23 protein-coding genes are annotated in these 26,440 nt (G+C 62.6%); 5 read left to right on the top strand and 18 right to left on the bottom strand.

Annotated features, from left to right (window positions below):
* Positions 1 to 2 precede the first annotated feature (2 nt).
* Positions 3 to 635 (top strand): TetR family transcriptional regulator, encoded by a 633-nt coding sequence (locus tag CKW37_RS12525; protein WP_095155992.1) that lies wholly within the window; start codon positions 3 to 5, stop codon positions 633 to 635.
* A gap of 68 nt (positions 636 to 703) precedes the next feature.
* Positions 704 to 1,804, top strand: a complete 1,101-nt coding sequence (locus CKW37_RS12520; protein ID WP_095155991.1) for an AGE family epimerase/isomerase — start codon at positions 704 to 706, stop codon at positions 1,802 to 1,804.
* Between the two features lie 370 nt (positions 1,805 to 2,174).
* Here CKW37_RS12520 and CKW37_RS12515 read toward each other — a convergent pair whose 3' ends face one another.
* The 7 genes from CKW37_RS12515 to CKW37_RS12485 all read right to left on the bottom strand — a co-directional run bounded on the left by CKW37_RS12515 (position 2,175) and on the right by CKW37_RS12485 (position 9,211).
* Positions 2,175 to 2,945 (bottom strand): SDR family oxidoreductase, encoded by a 771-nt coding sequence (locus CKW37_RS12515; RefSeq protein WP_095155990.1) that lies wholly within the window; start codon positions 2,943 to 2,945, stop codon positions 2,175 to 2,177.
* Positions 2,946 to 3,654: 709 nt separating this feature from the next.
* Positions 3,655 to 3,984, bottom strand: a complete 330-nt coding sequence (locus tag CKW37_RS12510) for a hypothetical protein (protein ID WP_095155989.1) — start codon at positions 3,982 to 3,984, stop codon at positions 3,655 to 3,657.
* Positions 3,985 to 4,122: 138 nt separating this feature from the next.
* Positions 4,123 to 4,839, bottom strand: a complete 717-nt coding sequence (locus CKW37_RS12505) for an ABC transporter ATP-binding protein (protein ID WP_095155988.1) — start codon at positions 4,837 to 4,839, stop codon at positions 4,123 to 4,125.
* Positions 4,836 to 5,711 (bottom strand): ABC transporter ATP-binding protein, encoded by an 876-nt coding sequence (locus CKW37_RS12500; protein WP_095155987.1) that lies wholly within the window; start codon positions 5,709 to 5,711, stop codon positions 4,836 to 4,838. The genes CKW37_RS12505 and CKW37_RS12500 overlap by 4 nt, the downstream gene beginning before the upstream one ends.
* Positions 5,708 to 6,997 carry a high-affinity branched-chain amino acid ABC transporter permease LivM gene (livM, locus tag CKW37_RS12495; protein WP_095155986.1) on the bottom strand — a complete coding sequence of 430 codons (1,290 nt, stop codon included), beginning with the start codon at positions 6,995 to 6,997 and terminating at the stop codon, positions 5,708 to 5,710. Before livM ends, CKW37_RS12500 begins: the two co-directional genes overlap by 4 nt.
* A gap of 2 nt (positions 6,998 to 6,999) precedes the next feature.
* A complete protein-coding gene (locus tag CKW37_RS12490; protein WP_095155985.1) occupies positions 7,000 to 7,914 on the bottom strand; it encodes a branched-chain amino acid ABC transporter permease LivH in 915 nt (304 codons plus the stop codon).
* A 160-nt stretch (positions 7,915 to 8,074) separates the two neighbouring features.
* A complete protein-coding gene (locus CKW37_RS12485; RefSeq protein WP_095155984.1) occupies positions 8,075 to 9,211 on the bottom strand; it encodes a branched-chain amino acid ABC transporter substrate-binding protein in 1,137 nt (378 codons plus the stop codon).
* 464 nt (positions 9,212 to 9,675) lie between these two features.
* Between CKW37_RS12485 and pncB the strand changes: the two genes are divergently transcribed.
* Positions 9,676 to 10,881, top strand: a complete 1,206-nt coding sequence (gene pncB / locus CKW37_RS12480; protein WP_095155983.1) for a nicotinate phosphoribosyltransferase — start codon at positions 9,676 to 9,678, stop codon at positions 10,879 to 10,881.
* A gap of 3 nt (positions 10,882 to 10,884) precedes the next feature.
* Positions 10,885 to 11,712: an ammonia-dependent NAD(+) synthetase gene (gene nadE, locus CKW37_RS12475; RefSeq protein ID WP_095155982.1), complete on the top strand. Its 828-nt coding sequence runs from the start codon at positions 10,885 to 10,887 to the stop codon at positions 11,710 to 11,712.
* Positions 11,713 to 11,792: 80 nt separating this feature from the next.
* Here nadE and azu read toward each other — a convergent pair whose 3' ends face one another.
* Complete coding sequence (gene azu, locus CKW37_RS12470; RefSeq protein ID WP_095155981.1) at positions 11,793 to 12,239, bottom strand: azurin; 447 nt, start codon at positions 12,237 to 12,239, stop codon at positions 11,793 to 11,795.
* Positions 12,240 to 12,587: 348 nt separating this feature from the next.
* On the opposite strand from azu, the gene CKW37_RS12465 reads away from it, so the two are divergent.
* Entirely contained in the window at positions 12,588 to 13,175 is a 588-nt protein-coding gene (locus CKW37_RS12465; RefSeq protein WP_095155980.1) for a TIGR00730 family Rossman fold protein, read from the top strand.
* Here the strand turns inward: CKW37_RS12465 and CKW37_RS12460 are convergent.
* From CKW37_RS12460 to rnr, 10 genes are all read right to left on the bottom strand, one after another.
* Positions 13,160 to 14,074 (bottom strand): transglutaminase family protein, encoded by a 915-nt coding sequence (locus tag CKW37_RS12460; RefSeq protein WP_095155979.1) that lies wholly within the window; start codon positions 14,072 to 14,074, stop codon positions 13,160 to 13,162. The genes CKW37_RS12465 and CKW37_RS12460 overlap by 16 nt on opposite strands.
* Complete coding sequence (locus CKW37_RS12455) at positions 14,074 to 16,551, bottom strand: circularly permuted type 2 ATP-grasp protein (RefSeq protein ID WP_095155978.1); 2,478 nt, start codon at positions 16,549 to 16,551, stop codon at positions 14,074 to 14,076. The genes CKW37_RS12460 and CKW37_RS12455 overlap by 1 nt, the downstream gene beginning before the upstream one ends.
* A 222-nt stretch (positions 16,552 to 16,773) precedes the next feature.
* A complete protein-coding gene (locus tag CKW37_RS12450) occupies positions 16,774 to 19,071 on the bottom strand; it encodes a YgiQ family radical SAM protein (protein ID WP_095155977.1) in 2,298 nt (765 codons plus the stop codon).
* A 106-nt stretch (positions 19,072 to 19,177) separates the two neighbouring features.
* Positions 19,178 to 20,575: a replicative DNA helicase gene (gene dnaB, locus CKW37_RS12445; protein ID WP_095155976.1), complete on the bottom strand. Its 1,398-nt coding sequence runs from the start codon at positions 20,573 to 20,575 to the stop codon at positions 19,178 to 19,180.
* Between the two features lie 110 nt (positions 20,576 to 20,685).
* Positions 20,686 to 21,132, bottom strand: coding sequence for a 50S ribosomal protein L9 (rplI, locus tag CKW37_RS12440; protein WP_095155975.1), 447 nt, complete (start codon positions 21,130 to 21,132; stop codon positions 20,686 to 20,688).
* Positions 21,133 to 21,153: 21 nt separating this feature from the next.
* On the bottom strand, positions 21,154 to 22,053 hold the full coding sequence (locus tag CKW37_RS12435) for a hypothetical protein (protein ID WP_095155974.1): 900 nt from the start codon (positions 22,051 to 22,053) through the stop codon (positions 21,154 to 21,156).
* A 36-nt stretch (positions 22,054 to 22,089) separates the two neighbouring features.
* Positions 22,090 to 22,320, bottom strand: coding sequence for a 30S ribosomal protein S18 (rpsR, locus tag CKW37_RS12430; RefSeq protein WP_003171373.1), 231 nt, complete (start codon positions 22,318 to 22,320; stop codon positions 22,090 to 22,092).
* Between the two features lie 28 nt (positions 22,321 to 22,348).
* Positions 22,349 to 22,774, bottom strand: coding sequence for a 30S ribosomal protein S6 (rpsF, locus tag CKW37_RS12425; protein WP_095155973.1), 426 nt, complete (start codon positions 22,772 to 22,774; stop codon positions 22,349 to 22,351).
* A gap of 283 nt (positions 22,775 to 23,057) precedes the next feature.
* Positions 23,058 to 23,804: a 23S rRNA (guanosine(2251)-2'-O)-methyltransferase RlmB gene (gene rlmB, locus CKW37_RS12420; RefSeq protein WP_095155972.1), complete on the bottom strand. Its 747-nt coding sequence runs from the start codon at positions 23,802 to 23,804 to the stop codon at positions 23,058 to 23,060.
* The gene (rnr, locus tag CKW37_RS12415; RefSeq protein ID WP_095155971.1) at positions 23,801 to 26,380 is read right to left on the bottom strand and encodes a ribonuclease R; all 2,580 of its coding nucleotides are present in this window, start codon (positions 26,378 to 26,380) and stop codon (positions 23,801 to 23,803) included. Before rnr ends, rlmB begins: the two co-directional genes overlap by 4 nt.
* Positions 26,381 to 26,440: the final 60 nt, after the last annotated feature.

Genomic DNA, 26,440 nt, shown 5'->3' with positions numbered 1-26,440 from the left:
CCATGCTGCCGCGCGCCGAACAGAAGCAACAGACCCGCCACGCCCTGCTGGATGCAGCCCGCCAACTGATGGAAAGCGGCCGCGGCTTCGGCAGCATCAGCCTGCGTGAAGTGGCCCGCTGCGCAGGGATCGTTCCCACCGGTTTCTACCGACACTTCGACGACATGGACCAACTGGGCCTGGCGCTGGTCAAGGAAGTCAACGAAACCTTCCGCCAGACCATCCGCATGGTCCGCCACAACGAAATCGAAATGGGCGGCATCACCGATGCCTCGGTGCGGATCTTCCTCGATGTGGTGGCAGCCAACCGGGCGCAGTTCCTGTTCCTCGCCCGCGAGCAATATGGCGGCTCGCAACCGGTGCGCCAGGCCATCGCCCGTTTGCGCGAAGGCATCAGCTCGGACCTCGCCGCCGACCTGGCGAGCATGCCGCGCTGGCAACATCTGGACGCCACGGCACTGGGGGTGATCGCCGACCTGGTGGTCAAGACCGTGTTCGCCACCCTGCCGGAACTGATCGACGCGCCCGCCGAGGTAGAGCCCGGCCAGTTGAGCGGGCAGGCCAAGATCATCCAGCAATTGCGCTTCATTTTCGTTGGCGCGCGACACTGGCAGGGCCTCGGCAGCCCGCTCTGATCGCGGCGCCACGGCGATATTTCCTGCTACCATGCGCGCAAACGCCCCGACGTCGACGAACTCTTTCCATGTCCGAAACTCACGCTGCCCCGCCCTCCCTGCTCGCTGAAGTCCAGCAACACTTCGACCAGCGCATCGTGCCGCTATGGGAAGCGCCCGGCTGGAACGCGGACATGGCCCTGCCCTTCGAAGCCCTCGACGCCGAACACCAGCCGCTGCCAGTGCAGCGCTACCGCGCCATGGCCTGCGCCCGCCAGCTCTACCTGTTCAGCAGCCGCATCGACCAGCCCGGCGCCAGCGAACGCGCCGCCGCGCTGTTCCGCTCGCTGCAACGGCACTTCCACGATGCTGAACACGGCGGCTGGTTCTACAGCATCGACGCCCAGGGCAAACCGCTGGACCGGCGCAAAGACCTCTACACCCACGCCTTCATCATCTTCGCCTGCGCCCATTACTGGGCGAAGGTGCGCGACAGCCTGGTGGAATCGACCCTCAACGCCGCCCTCAGCGTGGTGATCGAGCGCTTCGGCAATGACGATGGCCTGTACGAGGCGAGTCTCGGTGAAGACTGGTCGGACCTTGGCAGCGGCCCTCTGCAAAACCCGTTGATGCACCTGGCCGAAGCCTTCCTCGCGACCCTCGCCGTGCGCGAAGACGCCGAGGTGGAAGCCGCCCTGCTGGCACTGACCGAGGCCATGCAGACGCACTTCATCGACCCCGAGCACGGCGTGATGCTGGAGAAACCGCGTGGGGCTGTGGATAACTGGTTCGAGCCGGGGCATCAGTTCGAATGGTTCTTCCTGCTGGACACCTCACCGCTGCTGCGCGATGGCGCCCTGCATGCATCGCTGGACCGCGCCTTCGGCTTTGCCGAGGCCACGGGGGTAAAGGACGGTGCTGTGCTGGCGATGCTCAGCCCGCAAGGCGAAGTGCGCGACGCCACCCAGCGGATCTGGGCCCAGGCCGAATACCTGCGGGCGCTGACCCTGCGCCCGGATGGCGCGGAGAAGGTGGCGAAGCAGCTTGAAGTGCTGCGTCAGCGGTTTCTGCATGACGGGGGTTGGTATGAGTGTCGGGATGCTGCAGGCGTGGTGAGCCGGCATGATATGCCGTCGACTACGCCGTATCATCTGGCGACCTGTCTGGAAGGGCTTCAGCGTCTGAGATGATTGTGTAGCGCTTGTCAGAAGACCGAGTAGCGGCCACCAGGCGCATGTCGGAAGTTTTTCAGCGCTCTCAAGATCGAGCGCCGCCCCCGCATCGCGAGCGAGCTCGCTCCTACATTCGTTGAAACGTGCCATGGCCTGTCAGAGAGGTGTTGCCCGCCCTTGGCGTTTGGCGATGGGACAGACATAGGTACGTCGCAACCACTGTAGGAGCGAGCTTGCTCGCGATGCGCCGCGCGGGCGGCGCTCGATCTCAAGGACCCTGGAAAACTACTGACATGCGCCTGCTAGCCATTACTCGGCCTTTTGCCAAGCGCCTTCCTGCCACCACATGACCGAAGAATGTGCAGCCCCGCACGCTCATCGCTGAGCCTCAGCCCTTGCCGCCCGACCGCTCGATCGAGAACCCGGCCCAGTCCTGGCTCACCGGCATCAGCTCCAGGCTGTTGATGTTGATGTGCGCCGGCTGGTTGAGGATCCAGAAGATGGTCTCGGCAATGTCCTGCGGCTGGATCGGCTCGGCGCCGGCATAGGTGGCGTCGTAGCGCGACTGGTCGCCGCCGAAACGCACCAGCGAGAACTCGCTTTCACACAGGCCTGGCTCGATATTGCTGACCCGCACCCCCGTGCCGCGCAGGTCGCAACGCAGGCTGAGGGAGAACTGGCCGACGAAGGCCTTGGTGCCGCCATACACATGGCTGCCCGGATATGGGTAGTTGCCCGCCACCGAACCGACGTTGAGGATGGTCGCGCCACGGCCATGGGCGATCAGGCGCGGCAACAGCAAGCGGGTGGTGTACATCAATCCCTTGATGTTGGTGTCGACCATGGTGTCCCAGTCGTCCAGGTCGCATTTCTGCGCAGGATCAGTGCCCAGGGCCAGGCCGGCGTTGTTGATCAGCCCGCGCAGCTTGGCGAAGGCTGGCGGCAGGTTGCCGAGCGCCTGCTCCATGGCCTTGCGATCGCGCACATCCAGCACCAGGCCGTGGACTTCGGTCTGTTTCGACAGCTCGGCGCACAGGGCGTCCAGGCGGTCCTGGCGGCGACCGGTCAGCACCAGCGACCAACCCGCCTCGGCGAAACGCCGCGCGCAGGCTTCGCCAAACCCGGAGGTCGCGCCGGTAATGAATACAGTGGAAGTCATGGGATTCTCCTCGAGAGGGCTTGCACAAGAGATCGGCAGGGTTTGCAGCATGCCCGGCGGCAGGCGTCACTTCAAGCCGTTTGCCGCCTGTATGAAAAACGATCAATACCGTCAAAGCCTTGCTGCATAAGGCTCGCAGCCGGCTATGCGCACCTTATCCACAGGCCCTTCCACATAGATTGGGGGCAACTGTATAAATTCGTGGAATAACGTTAGCCAAGTAATCCACAGCCCTGAGCGCGTTTTCTCTGCAAACACGCTGGAAATGAGGCTGCCAGCCCTTTCAGTGAAAAACCGGGTAATGGCGCAAAGCCTGTAACGACGCCGGTCCCATCACTCTTTCCAAGGCTTTCCCACAGACTTATCCACAGGCAAAACATACTGTTTGAAACAGCGTTATGGCTATGAGCTATAACTTGACAAACGGCTCTACCACTCATCCAAAAGTTATTGATCAAAATTTGATCGCCTTCCTGAAAGCCTTTAGATACGTGGCTTGCAAGCACATACCACCATGTTACCCACAGTCACCTCCACATGAACCGTGGACAACTTCAAGCGCATTGAAAACAACTGCTTACAAGGACTTTCTGCGGTGTCACACGCAAGGCCGGCGCTATCTTTTCCACAATCCTGTGGACAACCCCGTGGATGAAAAAACGCCGCTTGCCCGTCAGGGCGAAGCGGCGTTCGCAAACCAGCAGTGTGGTCATTGCACCTTGCGGTTGGTGTCCTCAAGGCGGCGTTGCAGCTCGCCGATCTGCCGGGTCTGCTCATCGACCAAGCGGCGCAGTTCCAGCAGGTCGCTGGCGTTCTGGTTGAGGGTGTCGCGCATTTTCTTCAGCTCGGCCACGCTGACCCCGGAGTCGTGCAGGGTGTGGCTCATGCCGGACTCGCGGTGGATGGCCGCGAGGTTGTCCGAGGACGCGGCGGAGGAGTCGATCTGAACCTTGGCCGCCTCCTCGGCCTGCACCGTCAGGCTGCCGAATAACAGGCTGCAGGCGAGGATTGCGGGGGTGAACAGGAAGCGGGTTGGCATCACGGGGCTCCTTGTGCGGGGTCGGACGGTATAACCGGTACGACTCTGCGGGTTTCCAGTGAGTTCCCGTGAAAGGGGGGACCGCTTCGCGAGCAAGCTCGCTCCTACAGACACTGGAGCGGGCTTGCTTGCGGTGTATCAGTGCCCGCCGAGGTAAGCGTTCCGCACCTCCTCGTTCACCAACAACTCCTGCCCCGTCCCGGTCATGCGGATCTGGCCGTTGACCATCACGTAAGCCCGGTCCGACAGTTTCAGCGCATGGTTGGCGTTCTGCTCCACCAGGAAGATGGTCATGCCGCTCTTTGCCAGCTCCCGCAGGGTGGCGAAGATCTGTTTGACCACGATCGGTGCCAGCCCCAGCGAAGGTTCATCCAGCAGCAACAGCTTGGGCCGGCTCATCAGCGCGCGGGCAATGGCGAGCATTTGCTGCTCGCCACCGGACATGGTCATGGCGCGCTGGTTGCGCCGTTCCTTGAGCCGCGGGAACAGTTCGTACATGCGCTGCATGTCTTCGTCGGCATGTTTGTCGCCGATGGGGATGGTGCCCATCATCAGGTTTTCCTCGACGCTCATGTCGGGGAATACCCGCCGCCCTTCCGGCGACTGGGCAATGCCGTTGGAGGCGATGTAGTGCGAGGACTTGTGGGTAATGTCGGTGCCGCGATAGATGATCTGCCCGGACGCAGCCCGCGGCTGGCCGAAGATCGACATCAGCAGGGTCGACTTGCCGGCGCCGTTGGAGCCGATCAGGCTGACCGTCTCGCCCTCGTTGATGTGCATCGAGACTTTCTTCAAGGCCTGGATCGGGCCGTAGAACACGTCCAGGTCCTTCAGTTCGAGAATGGGTGCGCTCATACCAGTTCCTCTTCGTCAGCACCCAGGTAGGCGGCGATCACGGTCGGGTTGTTGCGGATGTCCTGCGGCTTGCCTTCGGCGATCACGTTGCCGTGGTCGAGGACCACGATATGGTCGGAGATGCTCATGACCATGCCCATGTCGTGCTCGATCAGCACCACGGTGATGTCGTGCTCGTCGCGCAGCACGCGGATCATCCGGCTCAGGGCTTCGGTTTCCTGCGGGTTGAGGCCCGCAGCCGGTTCGTCGAGGCAGATGATCTTCGGCCGCGTGCACATGGCCCGGGCGATTTCCAGACGGCGCTGCTGGCCGTAGGAAAGTTCGCCAGCGAGGCGGTTGGCGCAGTCCACCAGGTCCACCACTTCCAGCCAGTAGAAGGCGTGGTCCAGCGCGTCGCTTTCGGCCTTGCGGTAGCCCTTGGTGTTGAGCACGCCGGCCAGCAAGTTGCGGTTGACCCACATGTGCTGGGCCACCAGCAGGTTCTCCACCACGGACATTTCCTTGAACAGGCGAATGTTCTGGAAGGTCCGCGCCAACCCGGCGCGATTCACCAGGTGGGTACCGCCGAACATCTTGTAGTGCACGCGATTGATGAAGCGCTTGGGCGAAACGAAATCGCCCGGCTCGAAGCGCTCGCCGAGCAACTGGATCACGTTGGTCTTCGAGCCGCGCACGTTCAGTTCGATCTTGCCGCCGCTGGCCTTGTAGAACCCGGTGAGGCAGTTGAACACGGTGGTCTTGCCCGCGCCGTTGGGGCCGATCAGGGCGAAGATCTCGTTTCGCTTGACCTTCAGGCTGACATCGCTCAGCGCCTTGATCCCGCCGAACTGCATCATCAGGTTGTCGACCGAGAGGATTACGTCGTCGCTCATGGCGCCACTCCTTTACGCGGGACTACACCGGTACGGCTGATGCGAATCAGGCCGCGCGGTCGCCAGATCATCATCAACACCATCAACACGCCGAACAGCAGCACCCGGTATTCGGAGAAGCTGCGCAGCAGCTCCGGGGCCACGGTCAGGACGAACGCGGCGATCACCACGCCGACGGTCGAGCCCATGCCGCCGAGCACGACGATGGCGAGGATCAGCGCCGACTCGAAGAAGGTGAACGAGGACGGGTTGACGAAGCCCTGGTAGGTGGCGAAGAACACCCCGGCCAGGCCCGCGGTGGAGGCACCGAGGGTGAACGCCGAGAGCTTGACCAGCACGTGGTTCAGGCCCATGGAGCGGCAGGCGATTTCATCTTCGCGCAGCGCTTCCCAGGCGCGGCCCACGGGCATGCGGGTCAGTCGGTGCTTGATGTAGAGCACCGCCAGCACGACGAGGAACAGCACGATGTAGATGAACAGGAATTTCAGGTTGGGGTTGTAGTCGATGCCGAAGAACTCGTGGAACGGTACGCCGCCGTCTTTGGCGCGACGACCGAACTCCAGACCGAAGAAGGTCGGCGACGGTGCCGGCATGCCGTTCGGGCCACCGGTGAACGACAGCCAGTTGTTCAGCACCAGGCGGATGATTTCACCGAAGCCCAGGGTCACGATCGCCAGGTAGTCACCGTGCATGCGCAACACCGGGAAGCCGAGTATGCACCCCGCCAGCGCCGCGGCGATGGCCGCCAGCGGCAGCACGCTCCAGAACCCGAGGCCCAGGTACTGGTAGCCCAGCGCCAGGCCATAGGCGCCGATGGCATAGAACGCCACGTAACCCAGGTCGAGCAGACCGGCCAGGCCGACCACGATGTTCAGGCCCAGGCCCAGCAACACGTAGATCAGGCCGAGGATGACCACGGTCAGCAGGTACTTGTTGGCGAAGATCGGGAAGACGATGGCGATGACGATCAGCGCCGGGATGATGTAGCGCAGCCGCGACTTGTAGTCCGGCGCCAGTACATGCACGCCCGAGCCACCGCTGTCGAAGCCCTCGAGCATGCGCTTGCCCGTGGCACTCTGGAAGAACACGCTGAGCACGAAGCGCCCCACCATCACCCCGCCGACCAGCCAGGCCACCCGGGCCGGTTGGGCGTTGAAGCTATAGCCATCGAGGACCACGCCGACCACCGGGCCGAACACGATCAGGGCCAGCAGGCCGGCAACAATGGTTTCCAGCAGGCTGCGTTTGATATCGAAACCGGAAGAAGCAGTTTTGGCAGTGGACATGTTCACACCTTAGCCACGAGCGGGCGACCCAACAGGCCTTGCGGACGGAAGATGAGGATCAGTACCAGCAGCGAGAAGCTGAACACGTCCTTGTAGTCGGAGTTGATCAGGCCGGCGAACAGCGACTCGGAAATACCGAGGATGATCCCGCCGAGCATCGCGCCAGGCAGCGAGCCAATCCCGCCGAGCACCGCAGCGGTGAACGCCTTGATGCCGATGATGAAGCCGGCATAGAAGTCGAAAGTGCCGTAGTTCATGGTGATCAGCACGCCGGCCAGGGCGGCCATCACCGCACCGATGATGAACACATAGGAAATCACCCGGTCGGTGTTGATCCCCAGGATCGAGGCCATCTTGCGGTCTTGCTGGGTTGCGCGGCACATGCGGCCGAGCTTGGTGTACTTGATCACATAGGTGAGCAGGCCCATGCCGGCGAACGCAGCGATCAGGATGAAGATCTTGGTGTAGGTCAGTTGGACGAAGCCGGTACCGATGTCGACGCGCCAGGCGCCTTCGAGCAGGGTCGGCACGCCTTGCTGGCGGGCGCCCTGGCTGATCTGGGCATAGTTCTGCAGGATCAGGGAGATACCGATGGCACTGATCAGCGGTGCCAGGCGGGTGGAGTTACGCAGGGGTTTGTAGGCGATGCGTTCGATGGTGAAGCCATAGACGCCAGTGACGACAACCGTGAACAACAAGGTTCCCAACATCAGCAGCGGAAAGGATTCGACGCCGAAATAGGCCAGCAATGCCAGGCTGATTGCCGCCAGGTAAGCGGAAATCATATACACCTCGCCGTGCGCGAAGTTGATCATGCCGATGATGCCATAGACCATTGTGTAGCCGATGGCGATCAGACCATAGACAGACCCGAGGGTCAGTCCATTGATCAGTTGCTGCAGGAAAATTCCATCCATAACGCAATCTCACGTATTTGAGATTGCACAAGCGCCGACTACGGCGGGCCCCGGATGAAGGGACCCTCGCAGCGCAGGGTTGTGCAGATCTACGAGAAAAGACAGGTACGGCAACCGGGCAACGGCCCGGGACACGAACGTCCCGGGCCGAGTGCCGTTGTTATTTTTGTTTTTCGAGCTGGTGGTATTTGCCGCTGGCGTCCCACTGGTAGACCACATAGTCGGAGACGGTCAGGTCGCCCTTGCTGTCCCACTTCTTCTCGCCCATGACGGTTTTCACCGGGTTGGCCTTGAGCCACTTGGCGGCGTCCTCGCCTTTGTTCGACTTGGAGCCGTTGAACGCGGCAGCCAGCGCCTGGACCGAAGCGTAGGCGTACAGGGTGTAGCCTTCAGGCTCGGTGCCGCCCTTGCGGAACTCTTCCACCACGGCCTTGCTGTCTGGCAGCAGGCGCGGGTCAGCGCCGAAGGTCATGTACACGCCGTCGACGAACTGCGCACCGCCTGCGGTGGACACCAGTTCGTCGGTAACGATGCCGTCGTCGGACATGAACTTCACATCTTTCAGGCCGGCTTCACGCAGTTGGCGAACCAGTGGACCGGCTTCCGGGTGCAGGCCGCCGAAGTAGACGACATCAGCGCCCGCGCCGCGAATCTTGGTGACCACGGCGCTGAAGTCTTTCTCGCCACGGGTAAGGCCTTCGTACAGCACCGGCTTCACGCCGCGTTTTTCCAGTTGTGCCTTGGTCGCGTCTGCCAGGCCCTGACCGTAGGTGTCCTTGTCGTGCAGCACCACGACTTTCTTGCCCTTGAGCACGTCGATGATGTAGTCGCCGGCGACGATGCCTTGCTGGTCGTCACGGCCGCACATGCGGAACATGGCGCTCAGGCCGCGTTCGGTGACCTGCGGGTTGGTGGAGCCCGGGGTGATGGCGATCACGCCGGCTTCGTCGTAGACCTCGGAAGCAGGGATGGTGTTGGAGGAGCAGAAGTGACCCACTACGCCGGCGACCTTGTCCTGGTCGACCAGACGGTTGGCCACGGCTACGGCCTGCTTGGGCTCGCAGGCGTCATCGCCTTTGACCAGGACGATCTTCTCGCCGTTGATCCCGCCCTCGGCGTTGATCTTGTCGGCCGCCGCCTGGGCACCTTTCATGTATTGCTCGCCAAACGCTGCGTTGGCACCCGTCATGGGGCCCGCGACGCCGATCTTCACATCGGCCTGTACATACGAAGAAATGCCCAGCGCCGTTGCCACGGCCAAGGCAAGAAAGCCTTTCTTGTAAAACGTCTGCGACATGTGTTGGTGCTCCTGATGTTTTTTTGGGTTGGCACTACAACTTTCAGCAACTTGTATCTGCGTCTTGCTCAGAGCAAGCGCCGTGCCATCGGTTTTTTATTCGAAAGAAACTCGTGCTCAGGTTCACCGGCAAGCGGTCGCGGGCTTTCTTTATGGGTCGTGCAACCCTCTGCAACACAGAAAGTTACACCCTAGGCCATAAATAGGCGCAACCACTCAATGCCATCATTGCAACCCTCGCGCGTGTTTACGTGCAACCGTCCTGTAACAGCATGCGTAACGGAAGTGCACATCCGTGGTGCGCGACTGCTACAGCAAGCACCATAAGAGGCTAGTCTGGGTTGGAGAAATCGCCGCTAAAGGTAGGCTGCTACCGAATGACCCGGCAGACGCCGGCTTCGCCCAACGGCAAAGACTGGCACAATGAGCAGCTCTGATGGCACACGCCTGGACTGGAGCCTTATATGAGCGAAAGCGCCTTCGCCGATCGCATCGTGCAGAGCCTGCTGGACACCGATTTCTACAAGCTGACGATGATGCAGGCGGTGCTGCACAACTACCCCAACGTCGACGTCGAGTGGGAGTTCCGCTGCCGCAATGGTGAGGACCTGCGCCCCTGGCTGGGGCAGATCGGTGAACAGATCGAGCGCCTGAGCGAGATGTGCATCAGCACCGAGCAACTGGCCTTCCTTGAGCAGATCAGCTTCATGAAGCCGGACTTCCTGCGCTTCCTCGGCCTGTTCCGCTTCAACCTGCGCTACCTCAAACTGGGCATCGAGAACGACCAGCTTTTCCTCCGCCTGCGCGGCCCGTGGCTGCACGTGATCCTCTTCGAAGTCCCGCTGCTGGCGATCATCAGCGAGGTGCGCAACCGCAACCGTTATCCACAGGTGCGCCTGGAACAGGCCCGCGAACAACTGCACCGCAAGTTCGACTGGCTGCGCGCCAACGCCAGCGCCGAGGAACTGTCCGAGTTGCAAGTCGCCGATTTCGGCACCCGCCGGCGCTTCTCCTACGGCGTTCAGGAAGAAGTGGTGAAGGTGCTCAAGGCCGACTTCCCCGCGCGCTTCGTCGGCACCAGTAACGTGCACCTGGCATGGAAACTGGATATCAAGCCACTGGGCACCATGGCCCACGAATGGATTATGGCCCACCAGCAACTCGGCCCGCGGCTGATCGACAGCCAGATTGCCGCCCTCGACTGCTGGGTGCGCGAGTACCGCGGCCTGCTGGGCATCGCCCTGACCGACTGCATCACCATGGATGCCTTCCTGCAGGACTTCGACCTGTACTTCGCCAAGCTTTTCGATGGCCTGCGGCATGACTCGGGCGAACCGGTGGCCTGGGCGGAAAAAGCCATCGAGCACTACCGCAAGCTCGGCATCGACCCGATGACCAAGACCCTGGTGTTTTCCGACGGCTTGAACCTGACCCGTTCGCTGGAAATCTTCCGGGCCCTGCGCGGGCGGATCAATGTCAGCTTCGGCATCGGCACCAACCTCACCTGCGACATCCCCGGAGTGGCGCCGATGAGCATCGTGCTTAAAATGACGGACTGTAATGGCCAGCCCGTGGCCAAGATTTCCGATGAGGCCGCCAAGACCCAGTGTCGCGACCCCAACTTCGTTTCCTACCTGCGTCACGTTTTCAAAGTTCCCAGCGAGGAGTAACCCATGCAAGCCGTCCAGCGAGAGATCGCGCAGCAGCTCAAGGTCCAGCCGCCGTTCGCCGACGAGGCCGCGCTCGAGGCCGAAGTGGCCCGGCGCGTCGACTTCATCCAGCAATGCCTGAAAAACGCCGGGCTCAAGACCCTGGTGCTGGGCATCAGCGGCGGCGTCGATTCGCTGACCGCGGCGCTGCTGGCCCAGCGCGCGATCAACGACCTGCGCCAGCAGAGCGGTGACGAGCACTACCGTTTCATCGCCGTGCGCCTGCCGTACCACGTGCAGCACGACGAACACGATGCCCAGGCCTGCATCGACTTCATCCAGCCGGACGAACTGCACACGGTGAACATCGCCCCGGCGGTGCGCGCCCTCGCCACCGAGGTCAAGGCGCTGGAAGGCGGCCAGCCGAGCCTGGTGGATTTCGTGGTCGGCAACACCAAGGCGCGCATGCGCATGGTGGCCCAGTACACCATCGCCGGTGCCCGCGCGGGCCTGGTGATCGGCACTGACCATGCGGCGGAAGCAGTGATGGGGTTCTTCACCAAGTTCGGTGATGGCGCCTGCGACCTGGCACCGCTGAGCGGGCTGGTGAAAAACCAGGTGCGTTCGATCGCACGCAGCTTTGGCGCGCCGGAGTCACTGGTAGAGAAAGTGCCGACCGCCGACCTGGAAGACCTCGCGCCGGGCAAGCCGGACGAAGCGTCACACGGCGTGACCTACGCGCAGATCGACGCCTTCCTGCACGGCGAGCCGGTGAGCGAGGAAGCGTTCGGGATCATCAAGCGGACGTATGAAAAGACGCATCACAAGCGAGAAATGCCGTTCGCGCCTTGAGGCATCGCGAGCAAGCTCGCTCCTACACAGCCCGGCATGTGCCGAACCCGTAGGAGCGAGCTTGCTCGCGAAAGGGACTTTTACTTCAGAACGATGGTGCCTTTCATCATCGAGATGTGGCCCGGGAAGGAGCAGAAGAAGCCGTAGCTTTCGCCAGCGGCCAGCTTCGAAACGTCGAAGGTAACGGCGTCTTTCTCGCCAGCGCCGATCACTTTGGTGTGCGCGATCACGCGGGTATCACCCTCTTTCAGGTAATCCTTGTCGATACCGGCGCTCAGGCCGTCGGTAGCGATTGGCTGCATGTCAGCGGCTTTGCTGATCACCAGGTTGTGGCCCATGACGTTCTTCGGCAGGTTGCCGGAGTGGGTCAGTTCGACGGTGAACTGCTTGCAGCTCTTGTCGATGGCGATTTCCTTGGTGTTGAAAGACATCTGGTCGGTGGAGTCGACGGTGACCTTGCAATCAGCGGCCATTACCTGGGCACTGGCAACGGTCAGCAGGGACACGGCAACGAACTTGGCAAACATTGTGAATCTCCATGGCAGGTTTTTTATCGAAATCAGACTGCCCTATCCAGCGCTCTGCGCTGCTGATATGGGTCAAACGTGGGACCATATCCGGGCGGTGAAATTCTTCTATGGTGTCCATCAAGACAATCAACGTGCCCATCATGCCCGTATGACGGACGATGCGACAACCTCTCAATTAGGAGTAGTCCTACATGTCCATCAGCACTTTCATGCAAAGCATGCTCGCCGCCTACGCCTGCGCCAACGCCGGCAACGTGTACGAGTTCTCCCGCCCGGAATAACACAACGCTTGGAAGACCTGCCCATGGCCCTTACTCTGTGGCGATTTTCGACCCGGAGAAAACCATGTCTCTACGTTCCGTCTGTGTATTCTGCGGCGCCAGCACCGGCGCCAATCCGGCCTACCGCGAAGCCGCGGTGGCGCTCGGCGAGGCCATCGCCCGTCGCGGTCTGACCCTGGTCTACGGCGGTGGCGCCGTGGGCCTGATGGGCATCGTCGCCGACGCGGCCATGGCGGCCGGCGGTGAGGTGATCGGCATCATCCCGGTCAGCCTGCAACGCGCCGAAATCGCCCACACCGGCCTCACCCGCCTTGAAGTCGTGGACGGCATGCACGCCCGCAAGGCGCGCATGGCCGAACTGAGCGATGCCTTCATCGCCCTGCCCGGTGGCCTCGGCACCCTGGAAGAACTGTTCGAAGTCTGGACCTGGGGCCAGCTCGGCTACCACGGCAAGCCACTGGGGCTGCTGGAGGTCAACGGCTTCTACGAGAAACTCAGCGGCTTCCTCGATCATGTGGTCGAGGAAGGTTTCGTCCGCCCGCAACACCGCTCGATGCTGCAGCTCAATCCCGAGCCCGACGCCCTGCTCGACGCACTGGACGCCTGGAAGCCGGTGGTCGCGCCGAAGTGGGTCGATCAGCCGCCCGCCTGAGCCGGCTCGTCCTCCAGTGGCAGCACCGTCACCCGTACGTCCGGGTCGTGGTTGCCACCACCGAGGATCACCCCGCGCAGCGGCGACACATCGGAAAAGTCCCGGCCCCAACCGAGGGTGATGTGTTCCAGCGCCGGCAGCAGGTTGTTGGTGGGATCGAAATCCACCCAACCCTGCCGCGGGCAGAACACCGAGACCCAGGCATGCGAGGCATCGGCGCCGATCAGCCGGGCCTGCCCGGGCGGCGGCCGTGTCAGCAGGTAGCCGCTGACATAGCGCGCCGGCAGGCCGCGAGAGCGCAGGCAGGCGAGCATCAGGTGGGCGAAGTCCTGGCAGACGCCGCGACGGCGCGCCAGCACCTCCACCAAGGGTGTGGCGACCTGGGTCGCACCGGCATCGAAGGTGAATTCGCGAAAGATCTTTTCCATCAGCGCCCGCACCGCCACCAGCAGCGGCACGCCGGCACCGAAGCACGGCTCGGAGAACTCCACGAAACGCTTTTTCAGGCGGACATACGGCGACTCGAAACGGTAACGGCAGGCATCCAGGACCTCCGCCGACAGCGCCTGTCGCGAATAGCCAAGGGCGTTGCGCGCAAGTTCCCAAGGCGGTGAATCCGTCAGGCAGGGCGCAGGCCGGGGCAGCACCTCGACACGCACCCGGGTGCTGACCCGCAGCTCATCGTGCTGGTATTCCAGGGCCAACCGGGTCAACGGGTTGCCGAACACATCCAGCGCATCACGCCGTCGCGTCGGCGTGGGCGTCACGTCCAGTTGCCGCGCTTCGCAGCGCTGCCACGGGCAATCCCGCGGCCACAGGTGCACCAGTTGCTGGGCCAGCGACACCGGGCTGGCGTAGCGGTAATGGGTGTCGTGAAGAATCTGGTAACGAACGCTCATCAGGCGGACACCGTCTGCTGGCTGATATCGACATGGGCGAAGTGACGCAGGGCCAGGCGGTCCGATACCGCCTCGCTGGCCTCGGCGATTTCCGTGAGCAGCGCCGCCAGACCGTCGAGCACCGCGCGCACGCTGGTTTCGCCGAACAACGGGTTTTCCAGGCTGTGCAGGTCGAAACGCTGCAGGCGGACAGCAAGCTGCGCCAGATCCGCTTCCGGCGGGGTGCCAAAGGACTCTTGCAGACGCCCCAGCGAGCGCAGCAGCGCCTTGAGCTGGAACAGCACCGCATGGGGGTTCTGCTCGTCCAGCAGGAGCAAGTCCAGCACCGGCACCCGCTGCGCCACCGCCAGGTAACGCGAGCGATAAGTGATGCTGCTGTTGGCCAGTTCCAGCAGCCACTCCAGCCCCACCTGATCGGCGTCTCCCGGCCCGCGCAGGAAGCTCGCCAGGCTGCTGCTCAAGGCGTAGACGCGCTCGATGCGCCGCCCCGTCATCAGGAAGCGCCAGCCTTCGTCGCGGGTCATGTCATCCAGGGCGAAACCGGACAGCGCCGCCAGCGCGAGAATCAGGCGGTTGAGGAAGTCCAGCAGCTCGGCGAAATCCGCTGACAGATCATCGAGGCTTTGGGCTTCCCGTTGCAGCTCCACCAGCGCCTGCCAGTTCTCCCGCGAAAGCTTGCCGCGCACCTGCCCTGCCGCCCATTGCAGACGCTGAAGGTTGGCCCGCAGGCTGAAACCCCACGCCGGGTCGAGCAATGCCGTGCGCAAACGCGCGTCCAGCGTGCCCTCGGCGGGCAACAGCGAAAGCTCCTCGGCCAGGGTCACGGCGGCATCCAGCGCTTGCGGCGAGTCGCCGTCAAGATAACCGCTCAGGAGAATTCGCAGCAGCCGCGCGCTGGCATCACAACGTTCGCAGTAGCGGCCGAACCAGAACAGGTTCTCCACCACCCGCGAGGGCAGATACGGGTCCTGGCGGATCAGGTCGGCCACGCCGAGGCTGCGACTGGCCTGCCATTGCTCGCCTTGAGCGGCGACCTCGCCGAGCACCCAGGTGTCCTTGCTCGCCCCGCCGCGCTGCATCGAGACCACCTCGGCATCCGCCTGCGCCGCCACCCGGGTCAATCCGCCCGGCAGCACCCGGTAGCCATCGGCACTGGCCACGGCATAGACGCGCATGCCCACCGGGCGCGCCTGCAAGTGATCGGCCTGCCACACCGGCGCCTGGGAAAGTTGCGCCAGTTCCTGGGCGACGTAAGCGTAAGGACGCGCCCGCAGGCGCCCGACCAGGGCCTGACGCTGGGCGTCATCCAGATCTCGCCCCAGCAGCGGCTGGAAGCTCTGCGAAGGAAACGCCGGCTTGAACAGCAGTTCTGGCAGTTTTTCCACCGCCTGCTCCAGCGCCGCCGGCTCGCCGCACCACCAGGTGGCGATGGACGGCAGGCTCAGTTCTTCGCCGAACAGGCGCTGACTGATGGCCGGCAGGAAGCCAAGCAAACCGGGCGACTCCAGCACCCCGCTGCCCAAGGCATTCGCCACCAGCACCCGCCCCTGGCGTACCGCGTCCAGCAGGCCCGGCACACCCAGGGCCGAGTCGGTGCGCAGTTCCAGTGGGTCGCAGAAGTCGTCATCGAGCCGGCGCATGATCGCGTGGACCCGCCGCAGGCCGCTCAGCGTCTTGAGGAAGACCGTACCGTCGCGCACGGTCAGGTCGCTGCCTTCCACCAGCGGATAGCCAAGCTGGCGGGCCAGGTAAAGGTGTTCGAAATAGCTTTCGTTGAAGCGCCCCGGCGTCAGCAGCACCACCAGCGGCGTTTCCCGCTCGCTGGGCGCCAGTCGCGCCAGGCTCTGCTGCAGCGTGCGGAAAAAGCCGGCCAGGTGCTGCACATGAAGGTCGCGGTACAGCTCGGGAAAGGCGCGCGACACCACAGTGCGATTTTCCAGCGCATAGCCGGCACCGGACGGCGCTTGAGTGCGATCCGCCGTGACCCACCAACGGCCATCGGGGCCACGCGCCAGATCCGCAGCATAGACATGCAGGAAGGTCTGCTCCGGCACCGAAATGCCCTGGCACGGCCAGAGAAAATTATTGTGCCCATGCACCAGCTCGGCGGGCAGCAGGCCTTCGCCAATCAGCTGTTGCGGGCCATAGATATCCGCCAGCACCGCGTTGAGCAGGCGAGCACGCTGCGCCACGCCCTGGCCAATCGCCTGCCACTCGGCGGCGGGAATGACCTGCGGCAACAGGTCCAGCTCCCACGGCCGGTCGGCGCCGTCGGGGTCAGCGTAGATGTTGTAGGTGACACCGTTTTCCCGCAGTTGCCGGTTCAGCAGCGCCTGGCGCTGGGCCAGTTGCGCCGGGCTGCTGCGCTGCACATGGGCGTACAGCGCCTGCCAGTGCGGACGCACCGCGCCATCGGCGGCAAGCATCTCGTGATAGGTCGCGGCGCTCGGCGAAGAACGATCCGGCAGGTCAGCCATGGCAGTGCTCATTTACGGGCAGGGTGTCTCGGCGTCGTGCGCCAAGTGTTTTTGCACAGAAACGCGGCAAGAGTTATGCCACCGGGGCTTGCGCCGAGCATTCATTGAACATGAACAAAGGCCGGCGCACCAGGCGCCGGCCTTATGAAAGACAATGCACTGAACCAGTGCCTTGCAACGCCTCATGGCGGGGCATGTCATCGACAGGCCCCACCATGGACATCAGCGCGGCACAGCCGGCTGGCGAGGCTTGCGCGGGCCTTTGCCTTTGGCGGCGTCTTTGCGCGCCTTGGCGGCTTCCTGGTTGCGGGCGAAGGCGGCAGCTTTGGCCTCCTCGCGCTTGTCCCACGGTTTGCCGCCGTCGCTGGCACGCGGTGGCAGGCCGGTGTGCTGGGTCAGGATCTTCTGTTCCTTGCCCACCTTGTGGCTGCCCGCCGGGGTGGAGTTCTTGCGTCGGGCGCTCTGGTAGCTGTCGGTCGCCGGCTGGTGGGCCGGGATCAACTGGTTCTTGCCCGAGCCGATCAGATCGGCGCGGCCCATGCGCTCCAGCGCCTCGCGCAGCATCGGCCAGCCCTTCGGATCGTGATAGCGCAGGAACGCCTTGTGCAGGCGGCGCTGCTCATCGCTCTTGACGATGGTCACGCCTTCGCTCTTGTACGTGACCTTGCGCAGCGGGTTCTTGCCCGAGTGGTACATGGCGGTGGCCGAGGCCATCGGCGACGGGTAGAACGCCTGCACCTGGTCAGCGCGGAAGCCGTTGCCCTTGAGCCACAGGGCCAGGTTCATCATGTCTTCGTCGGTGGTGCCCGGGTGCGCGGCGATGAAGTACGGGATCAGGTACTGCTCCTTGCCCGCCTCTTTCGAGAACTTCTCGAACATGCGCTTGAAGCGGTCGTAGCTGCCGATACCAGGCTTCATCATCTGGTTCAGCGGACCTTCCTCGGTGTGCTCCGGGGCGATCTTCAGGTAACCGCCGACGTGGTGCGTCACCAGCTCGCGCACGTACTCCGGAGATTCCACCGCCAGGTCGTAGCGCAGGCCCGAGGCGATCAGGATCTTCTTCACGCCCGGCAAGGCACGGGCGCTGCGGTAGAGCTTGATCAGCGCCGAGTGGTCGGTGTTCAGGTTCGGGCAGATGCCCGGGAACACGCAGGACGGCTTGCGGCAGTGAGTCTCGATTTCGGTGCTCTTGCAGGCGATGCGATACATGTTCGCGGTCGGCCCGCCGAGGTCGGAGATGACGCCGGTAAAGCCCGGCACCTTGTCACGAATCTCTTCGATCTCGCGGATGATCGATTCATGGGAGCGGTTCTGGATGATCCGGCCTTCGTGCTCGGTGATCGAGCAGAAGGTGCAGCCGCCGAAGCAGCCACGCATGATGTTCACCGAGAAACGGATCATTTCGTACGCGGGAATGCGCTCTTTGCCGTAGGCCGGGTGCGGGACCCGCGCGTAAGGCATGCCGAAGACGTAGTCCATTTCTTCGGTGGTCATCGGAATGGGCGGCGGGTTGAACCAGACGTCCACTTCACCATGCTTCTGCACCATCGCCCGGGCGTTGCCGGGGTTGGTTTCCAGGTGCAACACGCGGTTGGCGTGGGCATAAAGGACGGCGTCGTTGCGCACTTTTTCGAAAGACGGCAGACGGATCACGGTCTTGTCCCGGGTCATCCGCGGGCTGTCCAGCAACTGGACCACCTTCGCTTCGTTCGGATCTTCGACCTCGCCCTTCTCCTGCTCGATGGCGCAGGCCTGGGTGTCCTGGGTGTTGACGTACGGGTTGATGATCTTGTCGACCTTGCCCGGACGGTCAATGCGGGTCGAGTCGAACTCGTACCAGCCTTTCGGCGTGTCACGACGAATGAACGCAGTGCCGCGCACGTCAGTGATGGTCTCGATCGACTCGCCAAACGACAGGCGCTGGGCCACTTCGACGATCGCCCGCTCGGCGTTGCCGTACAGCAGGATGTCGGCGCTGGCGTCGATCAGGATCGAATGACGAACCTTGTCCTGCCAGTAGTCGTAGTGAGCGATGCGGCGCAGCGACGCCTCGATGCCACCCAGAACGATCGGCACGTTCTTGTAGGCTTCCTTGCAGCGCTGGCTGTAAACCAGGCTGGCGCGGTCAGGACGCTTGCCGGCCATGCCGCCCGGGGTGTAAGCGTCGTCCGAACGAATTTTCTTGTCGGCGGTGTAGCGGTTGATCATCGAGTCCATGTTGCCGGCGGCGACGCCGAAGAACAGGTTCGGCTCGCCGAGCTTCATGAAGTCGTCTTTCGACTGCCAGTTCGGCTGGGCGATGATCCCGACGCGGAAGCCCTGGGCCTCCAGCAGCCGGCCGATGATCGCCATGCCGAACGACGGATGGTCGACGTAGGCATCGCCGGTCACGATGATGATGTCGCAGGAGTCCCAGCCGAGCTGATCCATCTCCTCCCTGCTCATTGGCAGGAATGGCGCTGGTCCGAAGCATTCGGCCCAGTACTTGGGATAGTCGAAGAGTGGTTTGGCTGCTTGCATGTCAGTGACCGGTTTTTTTGGATGCAGGAAAAATCGCGGGCGCGGAATATAGCACAAAAAGTGACCAATTCCGACGCTGCAGGTCGGAATTGATCAGGGGACGATTTTATTCGTCGTCGTCGAAGTTGTAGCTGCCTGGCGCAAGGTTCTCGAAGCGGGTGTACTTACCAATGAACGCGAGGCGGATAAAGCCGATCGGGCCGTTCCGCTGCTTGCCGATGATGATCTCGGCAATGCCCTTGTGCTCGGTTTCCGGGTGATAGACCTCGTCCCGGTAGACGAACATGATCACGTCGGCGTCCTGCTCGATCGCTCCGGATTCCCGCAAGTCGGAGTTCACCGGGCGTTTGTTCGGGCGTTGCTCCAGGGAGCGGTTGAGCTGCGACAGGGCAATGACCGGGCAGTTGAATTCCTTGGCCAGGGCCTTGAGCGAGCGGGAGATTTCGGAAATCTCGTTGGTCCGGTTGTCGCCACTGGAGCCCGGGATCTGCATCAACTGCAGGTAGTCGATCATGATCATGCCGACCTCGCCGTGCTCACGGACCAGGCGACGAGTTCGCGCGCGCATCTCCGACGGACTGATGCCGGCGGTGTCGTCGATGAACAGCTTGCGGTCGTTGAGCAGGTTGACCGCCGAGGTCAACCGCGGCCAGTCGTCGTCGTCCAGTTGGCCGGAGCGCACCTTGGTCTGGTCGATGCGGCCGAGGGACGAAAGCATCCGCATGATCAGCGATTCGCCTGGCATCTCCAGCGAGTACACCAGCACCGCCTTGTCGCTACGCAACACGGCGTTTTCCACCAGGTTCATGGCGAAGGTGGTCTTACCCATCGATGGACGACCGGCGACGATGATTAAGTCGGCCGGCTGCAGGCCGCTGGTCTTCTCGTCCAGGTCGGTGTAGCCGGTGGACAGGCCGGTGATATCACTGTCGGAGTTGAACAGCGTGTCGATGCGGTCGATGGCCTTGGTCAACAGGTCGTTGACCCCCACCGGGCCACCGGTCTTGGGCCGCGCCTCGGCGATCTGGAAGATCTGCCGCTCGGCTTCATCGAGGATTTCTGCGGCGTTGCGCCCTTGCGGGTTGAAGGCGCTGTCGGCGATGTCGTTGCTGATGCTGATCAGTTGGCGCAGCGTCGAGCGCTCGCGAATGATCTGCGCGTAGGCCTTGATGTTGGCCACCGACGGGGTGTTCTTCGCTAGCTCGCCGAGATAGCCCAGGCCGCCGATTTGCGAGCTGAGGCCCTCTTTGTCGAGCTGCTCGTGCAGCGTCACGACGTCGAAGGGGACGTTCTGGTCGACCAGCTTGTGGATCGCCCGGAAGATCAGGCGGTGGTCATGGCGGTAGAAGTCGCCATCGGAGACTTGATCGAGCACTCGCTCCCAGGAGTTGTTGTCCAGCATCAGGCCACCGAGCACGGCCTGTTCGGCCTCGATGGAATGCGGCGGAACCTTCAGGGCGGAGGTTTGCAGATCATATTGCTCTGGGGCGGTTATCTCGTTCATGGCCACCTGGAAATCTGGGTGTTGAAAAAGACAAAGGGCACGACCTGCAATGCAGGATCGTGCCCGATGTTAACCGGCTGACCCCGAGGGAGCCAGCAGGTCGATACAGCTTAGGCTGCGACGACGACCACGCGAACGGTGGCTTCAACGTCGCTGTGCAGGTGCACGGCAACGTCGTATTCGCCGACGTTACGGATGGTGCCGTTTGGCAGACGAACTTCAGCTTTGGCCACTTCAACGCCGGAGGCGGTCAGGGCGTCAGCGATGTCGTGGGTGCCGATCGAACCGAACAGCTTGCCTTCGTCGCCAGCGGTGGCAGTGATGGTCACTTCCAGCTCGGCCAGTTGGGCAGCGCGGGTTTCAGCCGAAGCTTTCTTGTCAGCAGCAGCTTTTTCCAGCTCGGCGCGACGTTCTTCGAACGCGGCCAGGTTGGTAGCGGTAGCGGCGACAGCCTTGCCGAATGGCAGCAGGAAGTTACGGCCGTAACCCGACTTAACTTTAACTTTGTCGCCCAGGTTGCCCAGGTTGGCGACTTTTTCCAGCAGGATCAGTTCCATTTGGTAATAACCTCTTAACTTTTAACCTTCACCGTTCGCGGAGCCGTTGTCGGCGTCACTTGGGGACGCCCCGCGTCCGCGAAAATCAATCAGGCTGTCGACAATGGCCAGGACCACGAGCAACGGATAAATCAGCTGCATGAACAGCAGCAGTGTCACGTACAACCCGACCAGCCAGAACTTCGCCAGTCGTTTCTGCGCCACTAGGCCATGAATCACGGCCAGTCCGGCGAAGAGCAGCGGGATGGTGCAAAGCGGTGTCAACATCGCCAGTTCGGTACCGAAATTCGGCCCCACCAGAATGATCACCAGCAGCCCCAACGCCACCGCCAGCGGTAGTCTCACGGCGCGAAACTCGCGACCGAAGCCTCCCGGGTTATACAACGCTGCTTGCCAGTAGCGACCCAACATCAGGGCCAGCACACTGACAGCTTGCAACAATGCCGCAATCAGGCCGGTAAGCACTGGTGCGATCAGCCCCTCCAGTCGGGCCCGTTCTTCTACCTTCAACTGCTGGTAGATCCCCTCGAGCATCTGCGGGAGGATCTTGGCGATCCCCTGCGCGAGCGACTCGATCGGTTCACGGAACACCGAACCCAGAGCGACGCCATACACCAGGCCCAGGGCGATGCTGAACAACAGCACCCGATTCCAGGACTGCCCGGCGCGCAACAGCGCAGCCAGACCCAGCGTGCCAAGCAACACCATCAAGGTGCGCGGCTCACCGAAAAACCACCAGGCCAACGCCGGCAGCAATGCCCAGGCAAGGACACCGGAGGCGTCCTTGAAACCGCGCCGCAGGAAGATCAGGCTCCCGGCGGCGGCACTCAACCAGAACAACAGCGGCAATGCCGCACAACCGACCACTACGAGAGTGGCCTGCACGCGACCGCGCATGATGAAATCAGCCAGGGCACGCATGCAATTTATCCTTTGCTACTTGTCGACGACCCGGTCTCAGCGGCCGTGGCTGTCGGTGTAGGCCAGCAGGGCCAGGAAGCGGGCACGCTTGATAGCGGTAGCCAGCTGACGCTGATAACGAGCTTTGGTACCAGTGATACGGCTTGGAACGATCTTGCCGGTTTCAGATACATAAGCTTTCAGGGTGTTGAGATCTTTGTAATCGATCTCTTTCACTTCTTCAGCAGTGAAGCGGCAGAATTTACGACGACGGAAGAAACGTGCCATGTAATAGGCTCCTCAAAAGGTCCGTGGATTACTCGTCAGCGTTATCGCTGTTGTCGCTGTCATTGCTGTCATCGCCTTCGGCGCTGTCAGAATGCTCAGGACGATCGCGACGCTCACGGCGCTCACTGCGGTTTTCTTCAGCCTTGAGCATCTCGGACTGGCCGGTAACGGCTTCGTCGCGACGGATGACCAGGTTACGGATCACGGCATCGTTGTAGCGGAAGTTGTCTTCCAGCTCGGCCAGGGCCTTGCCGGTGCACTCAACGTTCAGCATCACGTAGTGAGCCTTGTGAACATTGTTGATTGCGTAGGCCAGTTGACGACGGCCCCAGTCTTCCAGACGGTGGATCTTGCCGCCGTCTTCTTCGATCAGCTTGGTGTAACGCTCAACCATGCCGCCGACTTGCTCGCTCTGGTCCGGGTGGACCAGAAAGATGATTTCGTAATGACGCATGAATGCTCCTTACGGGTTGTAGTCTGCCGACAAATGGCGGTCAGACAAGGAGTGAATGACACTTGTATGTCTTGCCTTGGAAAGAGGCACATGCGCGCCTGCCAACACGGCAAGGGGCGCAATTGTAGAGAAGCGCCGAGGGACAAGCAAGGTGATTGGTGAAATATTGAGCAGTGCCGATAGCCGGCAACCTCAAATACAACTGTAGGAGCGAGCTTGCTCGCGATAGGCCGACTTAGGAGGCCATCGCGAGCAAGCTCGCTCCTACAAGAGGGATCGCGAATTATTTGCCGGCTTTACGCTGACGAACAGCCTCGAACAGGCAGACGCCAGTGGCGACCGATACGTTCAGGCTGCTGACGCTGCCTGCCATCGGCAGCTTGACCAGGAAATCGCAGTGCTCGCGGGTCAGGCGGCGCATGCCCTTGCCTTCCGCGCCCATGACCAGCACGGTCGGCCCGGTCATGTCCTGCTGATACAGCTCCTGCTCGGCTTCGCCCGCAGTGCCGACCACCCAGAGGCCACGTTGCTGGAGTTTCTCCAGGGTTCGCGCCAGGTTGGTCACGGCCACCAGAGGCATCACTTCAGCAGCGCCGCAGGCAACTTTACGCACGGCCGCGGTAAGCGTCGCCGATTTGTCCTTCGGCACGATGACCGCCAGCGCGCCGGCAGCATCGGCGGTACGCAGGCAGGCGCCGAGGTTGTGCGGATCGGTGACGCCGTCGAGAACCAGCAGCAGCGGAACCGTCTCGGTACGCTCCAGCAGTTCTTCGAGCATCGCCTCACCCCAGACCTGACTCGGGCTGACTTCAGCGACCACGCCCTGGTGAACACCTTCGACCCAGGCATCCAGCTCGCGGCGTTCGGCCTGGCCGACCGCAACGCGGTTGTCGGCGGCCAGCGCCAGCAGCGCCTGGACCCGAGGCTCGCTACGACCCTCGGACAGCCAGATCTGCTTGACCCGCTTGGGGTGGTGCCGCAACAGCGCTTCCACGGCATGGACGCCGTAGATCTTTTCCAACTGACTCATGACTTGCCTTTGGGTTTACGCGACGTGGAACCAGCTTTGGGCGGTCCCTTGCGGTGTTTGGTCGGTTTCTCGGTCTTGCCGGATTTGCCCGCCGGCTTGCCGCTGGCGTGCGCCTGCTTGGCATCGGCCAGCAGGGCCTTCTTCATTTCCCGGCTCTTGCGCACTTCGGCGTTTTTCGCCGCGGCATGGGAAGGGAAATAGGCTTCGGCGGTTTCGTTCTTGGCTTTCTTGGCGCGAGGTGCCGGCTGCTCTTTGGCAGCGGCTGGAGCCTTGCCAGCAGGTTCGGGCGCGGTCTGACGCTGTTTGCGGCCGATCGGCGCATTCAGGGTGTTCTCGGCCATTTCGAAGTCGATCTTGCGTTGCTCCAGATCGACGCGCATCACCCGCACTTCGACGGTGTCGCCGAGACGGAAGGTACGCCCGGTGCGCTCGCCGGTGAGACGGTGGTGGACCGGATCGAAGTGGTAGTAGTCGCCTGGCAGCGCGCTGACATGCACCATGCCTTCGACATAGATGTCGGTCAGCTCGACGAACAGGCCGAAACCGGTCACCGCGGTGATCACGCCCGGGAACGACTCACCCACGCGGTCTTTCATGTACTCGCACTTGAGCCAGTTGACCACATCACGGGTCGCCTCGTCGGCACGCCGCTCGCTCATCGAGCACTGTTCGCCCAGTTGCTCGAGGGTGTTTTCGTCGTACGGGTAGATCCGCGCCTTGGGAATGCTCATCGCACCGGCGCGCTTGACGTGCGGGGTGTCCTGGCGGGAACGGATCACGCTGCGGATGGCCCGGTGGGTCAGCAGGTCGGGGTAGCGGCGAATCGGCGAGGTAAAGTGGGTGTACGCCTCGTAATTCAGACCGAAGTGGCCGTTGTTGTCGGCGCTGTACACCGCCTGGCTCAGCGAACGCAGCATGACGGTCTGGATCAGGTGGAAGTCCGGGCGACCGGCGATGCTGGCCAGCAGTGCCTGGTAGTCCTTCGGCGACGGACCGTCCTTGCCCTTGTGCAGGGAAAGGCCCAGCTCACCAAGGAAGGCGCGCAGTTTTTCCAGGCGCTCCGGCGGCGGACCGTCGTGGACGCGGTACAGGGCCGGAATCTCGTGCTTCTTGAGGAACTCGGCGGTGGCGACGTTGGCCGCCAGCATGCATTCCTCGATCAGCTTGTGGGCGTCGTTGCGCACGGTCGGACGGATTTCCGCGATCTTGCGCTCGGAGCCGAAGATGATCCGGGTTTCCTGGGTTTCGAAGTCGATCGCGCCGCGCGCATGACGGGCGTCCAGCAGCACCTTGTACAGCGCATAAAGCTGTTTCAGGTGCGGCACCACGCCACTGTATTCCTCGCGCAGGGCACGGCCTTCGCGGGTGCGGGCGTGTTCCAGCATGCTGCTGACCTTGTTGTAGGTCAGGCGGGCATGGGAGTGGATCACCGCTTCGTAGAACTGGTAATCGACCATCTGCCCGGATTTGTTGATGGTCATTTCACAGACCATGGCCAGGCGATCGACGTGCGGGTTCAGCGAGCAGAGGCCGTTGGAAAGCTCTTCGGGGAGCATCGGCACGACGCGCTCGGGGAAGTACACCGAGTTACCACGCACCTGGGCTTCGGCATCCAGCGCCGAACCGAGGCGGACGTAGCTGGACACGTCGGCGATAGCGACGTACAGGCGCCAGCCACCGGAGAACAGCCGCAGTTTGCCGAGGCTTTCGCAATAAACGGCGTCATCGAAGTCGCGGGCGTCTTCACCATCGATGGTGACGAACGGCAGGTGGCGCAGATCGATGCGCTTTTCCTTGTCCTTCTCTTCGACTTCAGGCTTGAGCTTGCGCGCTTCTTTAACGACCGCTTCAGGCCAGACGTGCGGGATATCGTAGCTGCGCAGGGCAACGTCGATTTCCATGCCGGGAGCCATATAGTTGCCGATGACTTCGACAACGTCGCCCTGAGGCTGGAAGCGCGGGGTTGGCCAGTGGGTGATCTTCACCTCGACGAACTGACCGACACGCGCGCCACCGCTACGACCCGGGGTGACCAGCACTTCCTGCTGGACCTTCGGGTTGTCAGGGGTAACGAAGCCGATGCCGCCTTCTTCGAAGTAGCGGCCAACGATGCTCTCGTGGGCGCGGGAAATGACCTCGACAACCACGCCTTCGCGGCGGCCACGGCGGTCGACACCAGAGACACGGGCCAGGGCGCGGTCACCGTCGAACACCAGGCGCATCTGCGCGGGGCTGAGGAACAGGTCTTCGGAGCCGTCATCGGGAATCAGGAAACCGAAACCGTCGCGGTGACCGGAAATACGGCCGAGGATCAGGTCGAGCTTGTCCACCGGGGCATAGGTGCCGCGCCGGGTGTAGATAAGCTGGCCGTCACGCTCCATCGCCCGAAGACGACGGCGCAGGGCCTCGATCTGTTCCTCGGTATGCAAGCCGAGTTCCTCGACCAGCTGCTCGCGCGCAGCGGGCGAGCCTCGTTCGGCGAGGTGCTGGAGGATCAGCTCACGGCTAGGGATGGGGTTTTCGTATTTTTCCGCTTCACGAGCGGCCTCGGGATCGAGGGACTGCCAATCGGCCATTAGGAGGGGTTCACCTTGTCTATATAAGGGTTAGTTTGGCATAGCCGTATTGAAACCGGA

Source organism: Pseudomonas sp. Irchel 3E13 (assembly GCF_900187455.1).
Lineage (GTDB): Bacteria > Pseudomonadota > Gammaproteobacteria > Pseudomonadales > Pseudomonadaceae > Aquipseudomonas.
The sequence above is the reverse complement of the archived record's forward strand: the minus strand, read 5'-3'. Positions and strand labels throughout refer to the sequence as shown.

What these genes read in the sequence shown, in the direction of transcription:
- CKW37_RS12485 (WP_095155984.1), bottom strand. Translation starts at nt 9,211, where the DNA reads ATGTCGCAGACGTTTTACAAGAAAGGCTTTCTTGCCTTGGCCGTGGCA.
- azu (WP_095155981.1), bottom strand. Translation starts at nt 12,239, where the DNA reads ATGTTTGCCAAGTTCGTTGCCGTGTCCCTGCTGACCGTTGCCAGTGCC.
- rlmB (WP_095155972.1), bottom strand. Translation starts at nt 23,804, where the DNA reads ATGAGTCAGTTGGAAAAGATCTACGGCGTCCATGCCGTGGAAGCGCTG.
- CKW37_RS12460 (WP_095155979.1), bottom strand. Translation starts at nt 14,074, where the DNA reads ATGAGCGTTCGTTACCAGATTCTTCACGACACCCATTACCGCTACGCC.
- dnaB (WP_095155976.1), bottom strand. Translation starts at nt 20,575, where the DNA reads ATGAACGAGATAACCGCCCCAGAGCAATATGATCTGCAAACCTCCGCC.
- CKW37_RS12515 (WP_095155990.1), bottom strand. Translation starts at nt 2,945, where the DNA reads ATGACTTCCACTGTATTCATTACCGGCGCGACCTCCGGGTTTGGCGAA.
- rpsR (WP_003171373.1), bottom strand. Translation starts at nt 22,320, where the DNA reads ATGGCACGTTTCTTCCGTCGTCGTAAATTCTGCCGCTTCACTGCTGAA.
- CKW37_RS12505 (WP_095155988.1), bottom strand. Translation starts at nt 4,839, where the DNA reads ATGAGCGCACCCATTCTCGAACTGAAGGACCTGGACGTGTTCTACGGC.
- CKW37_RS12520 (WP_095155991.1), top strand. Translation starts at nt 704, where the DNA reads ATGTCCGAAACTCACGCTGCCCCGCCCTCCCTGCTCGCTGAAGTCCAG.
- CKW37_RS12510 (WP_095155989.1), bottom strand. Translation starts at nt 3,984, where the DNA reads ATGCCAACCCGCTTCCTGTTCACCCCCGCAATCCTCGCCTGCAGCCTG.
- CKW37_RS12500 (WP_095155987.1), bottom strand. Translation starts at nt 5,711, where the DNA reads ATGAGCGACGACGTAATCCTCTCGGTCGACAACCTGATGATGCAGTTC.
- CKW37_RS12525 (WP_095155992.1), top strand. Translation starts at nt 3, where the DNA reads ATGCTGCCGCGCGCCGAACAGAAGCAACAGACCCGCCACGCCCTGCTG.
- livM (WP_095155986.1), bottom strand. Translation starts at nt 6,997, where the DNA reads ATGTCCACTGCCAAAACTGCTTCTTCCGGTTTCGATATCAAACGCAGC.
- pncB (WP_095155983.1), top strand. Translation starts at nt 9,676, where the DNA reads ATGAGCGAAAGCGCCTTCGCCGATCGCATCGTGCAGAGCCTGCTGGAC.
- rnr (WP_095155971.1), bottom strand. Translation starts at nt 26,380, where the DNA reads ATGGCCGATTGGCAGTCCCTCGATCCCGAGGCCGCTCGTGAAGCGGAA.
- rplI (WP_095155975.1), bottom strand. Translation starts at nt 21,132, where the DNA reads ATGGAACTGATCCTGCTGGAAAAAGTCGCCAACCTGGGCAACCTGGGC.
- CKW37_RS12435 (WP_095155974.1), bottom strand. Translation starts at nt 22,053, where the DNA reads ATGCGTGCCCTGGCTGATTTCATCATGCGCGGTCGCGTGCAGGCCACT.
- CKW37_RS12465 (WP_095155980.1), top strand. Translation starts at nt 12,588, where the DNA reads ATGTCTCTACGTTCCGTCTGTGTATTCTGCGGCGCCAGCACCGGCGCC.
- CKW37_RS12490 (WP_095155985.1), bottom strand. Translation starts at nt 7,914, where the DNA reads ATGGATGGAATTTTCCTGCAGCAACTGATCAATGGACTGACCCTCGGG.
- rpsF (WP_095155973.1), bottom strand. Translation starts at nt 22,774, where the DNA reads ATGCGTCATTACGAAATCATCTTTCTGGTCCACCCGGACCAGAGCGAG.
- nadE (WP_095155982.1), top strand. Translation starts at nt 10,885, where the DNA reads ATGCAAGCCGTCCAGCGAGAGATCGCGCAGCAGCTCAAGGTCCAGCCG.
- CKW37_RS12455 (WP_095155978.1), bottom strand. Translation starts at nt 16,551, where the DNA reads ATGGCTGACCTGCCGGATCGTTCTTCGCCGAGCGCCGCGACCTATCAC.
- CKW37_RS12450 (WP_095155977.1), bottom strand. Translation starts at nt 19,071, where the DNA reads ATGCAAGCAGCCAAACCACTCTTCGACTATCCCAAGTACTGGGCCGAA.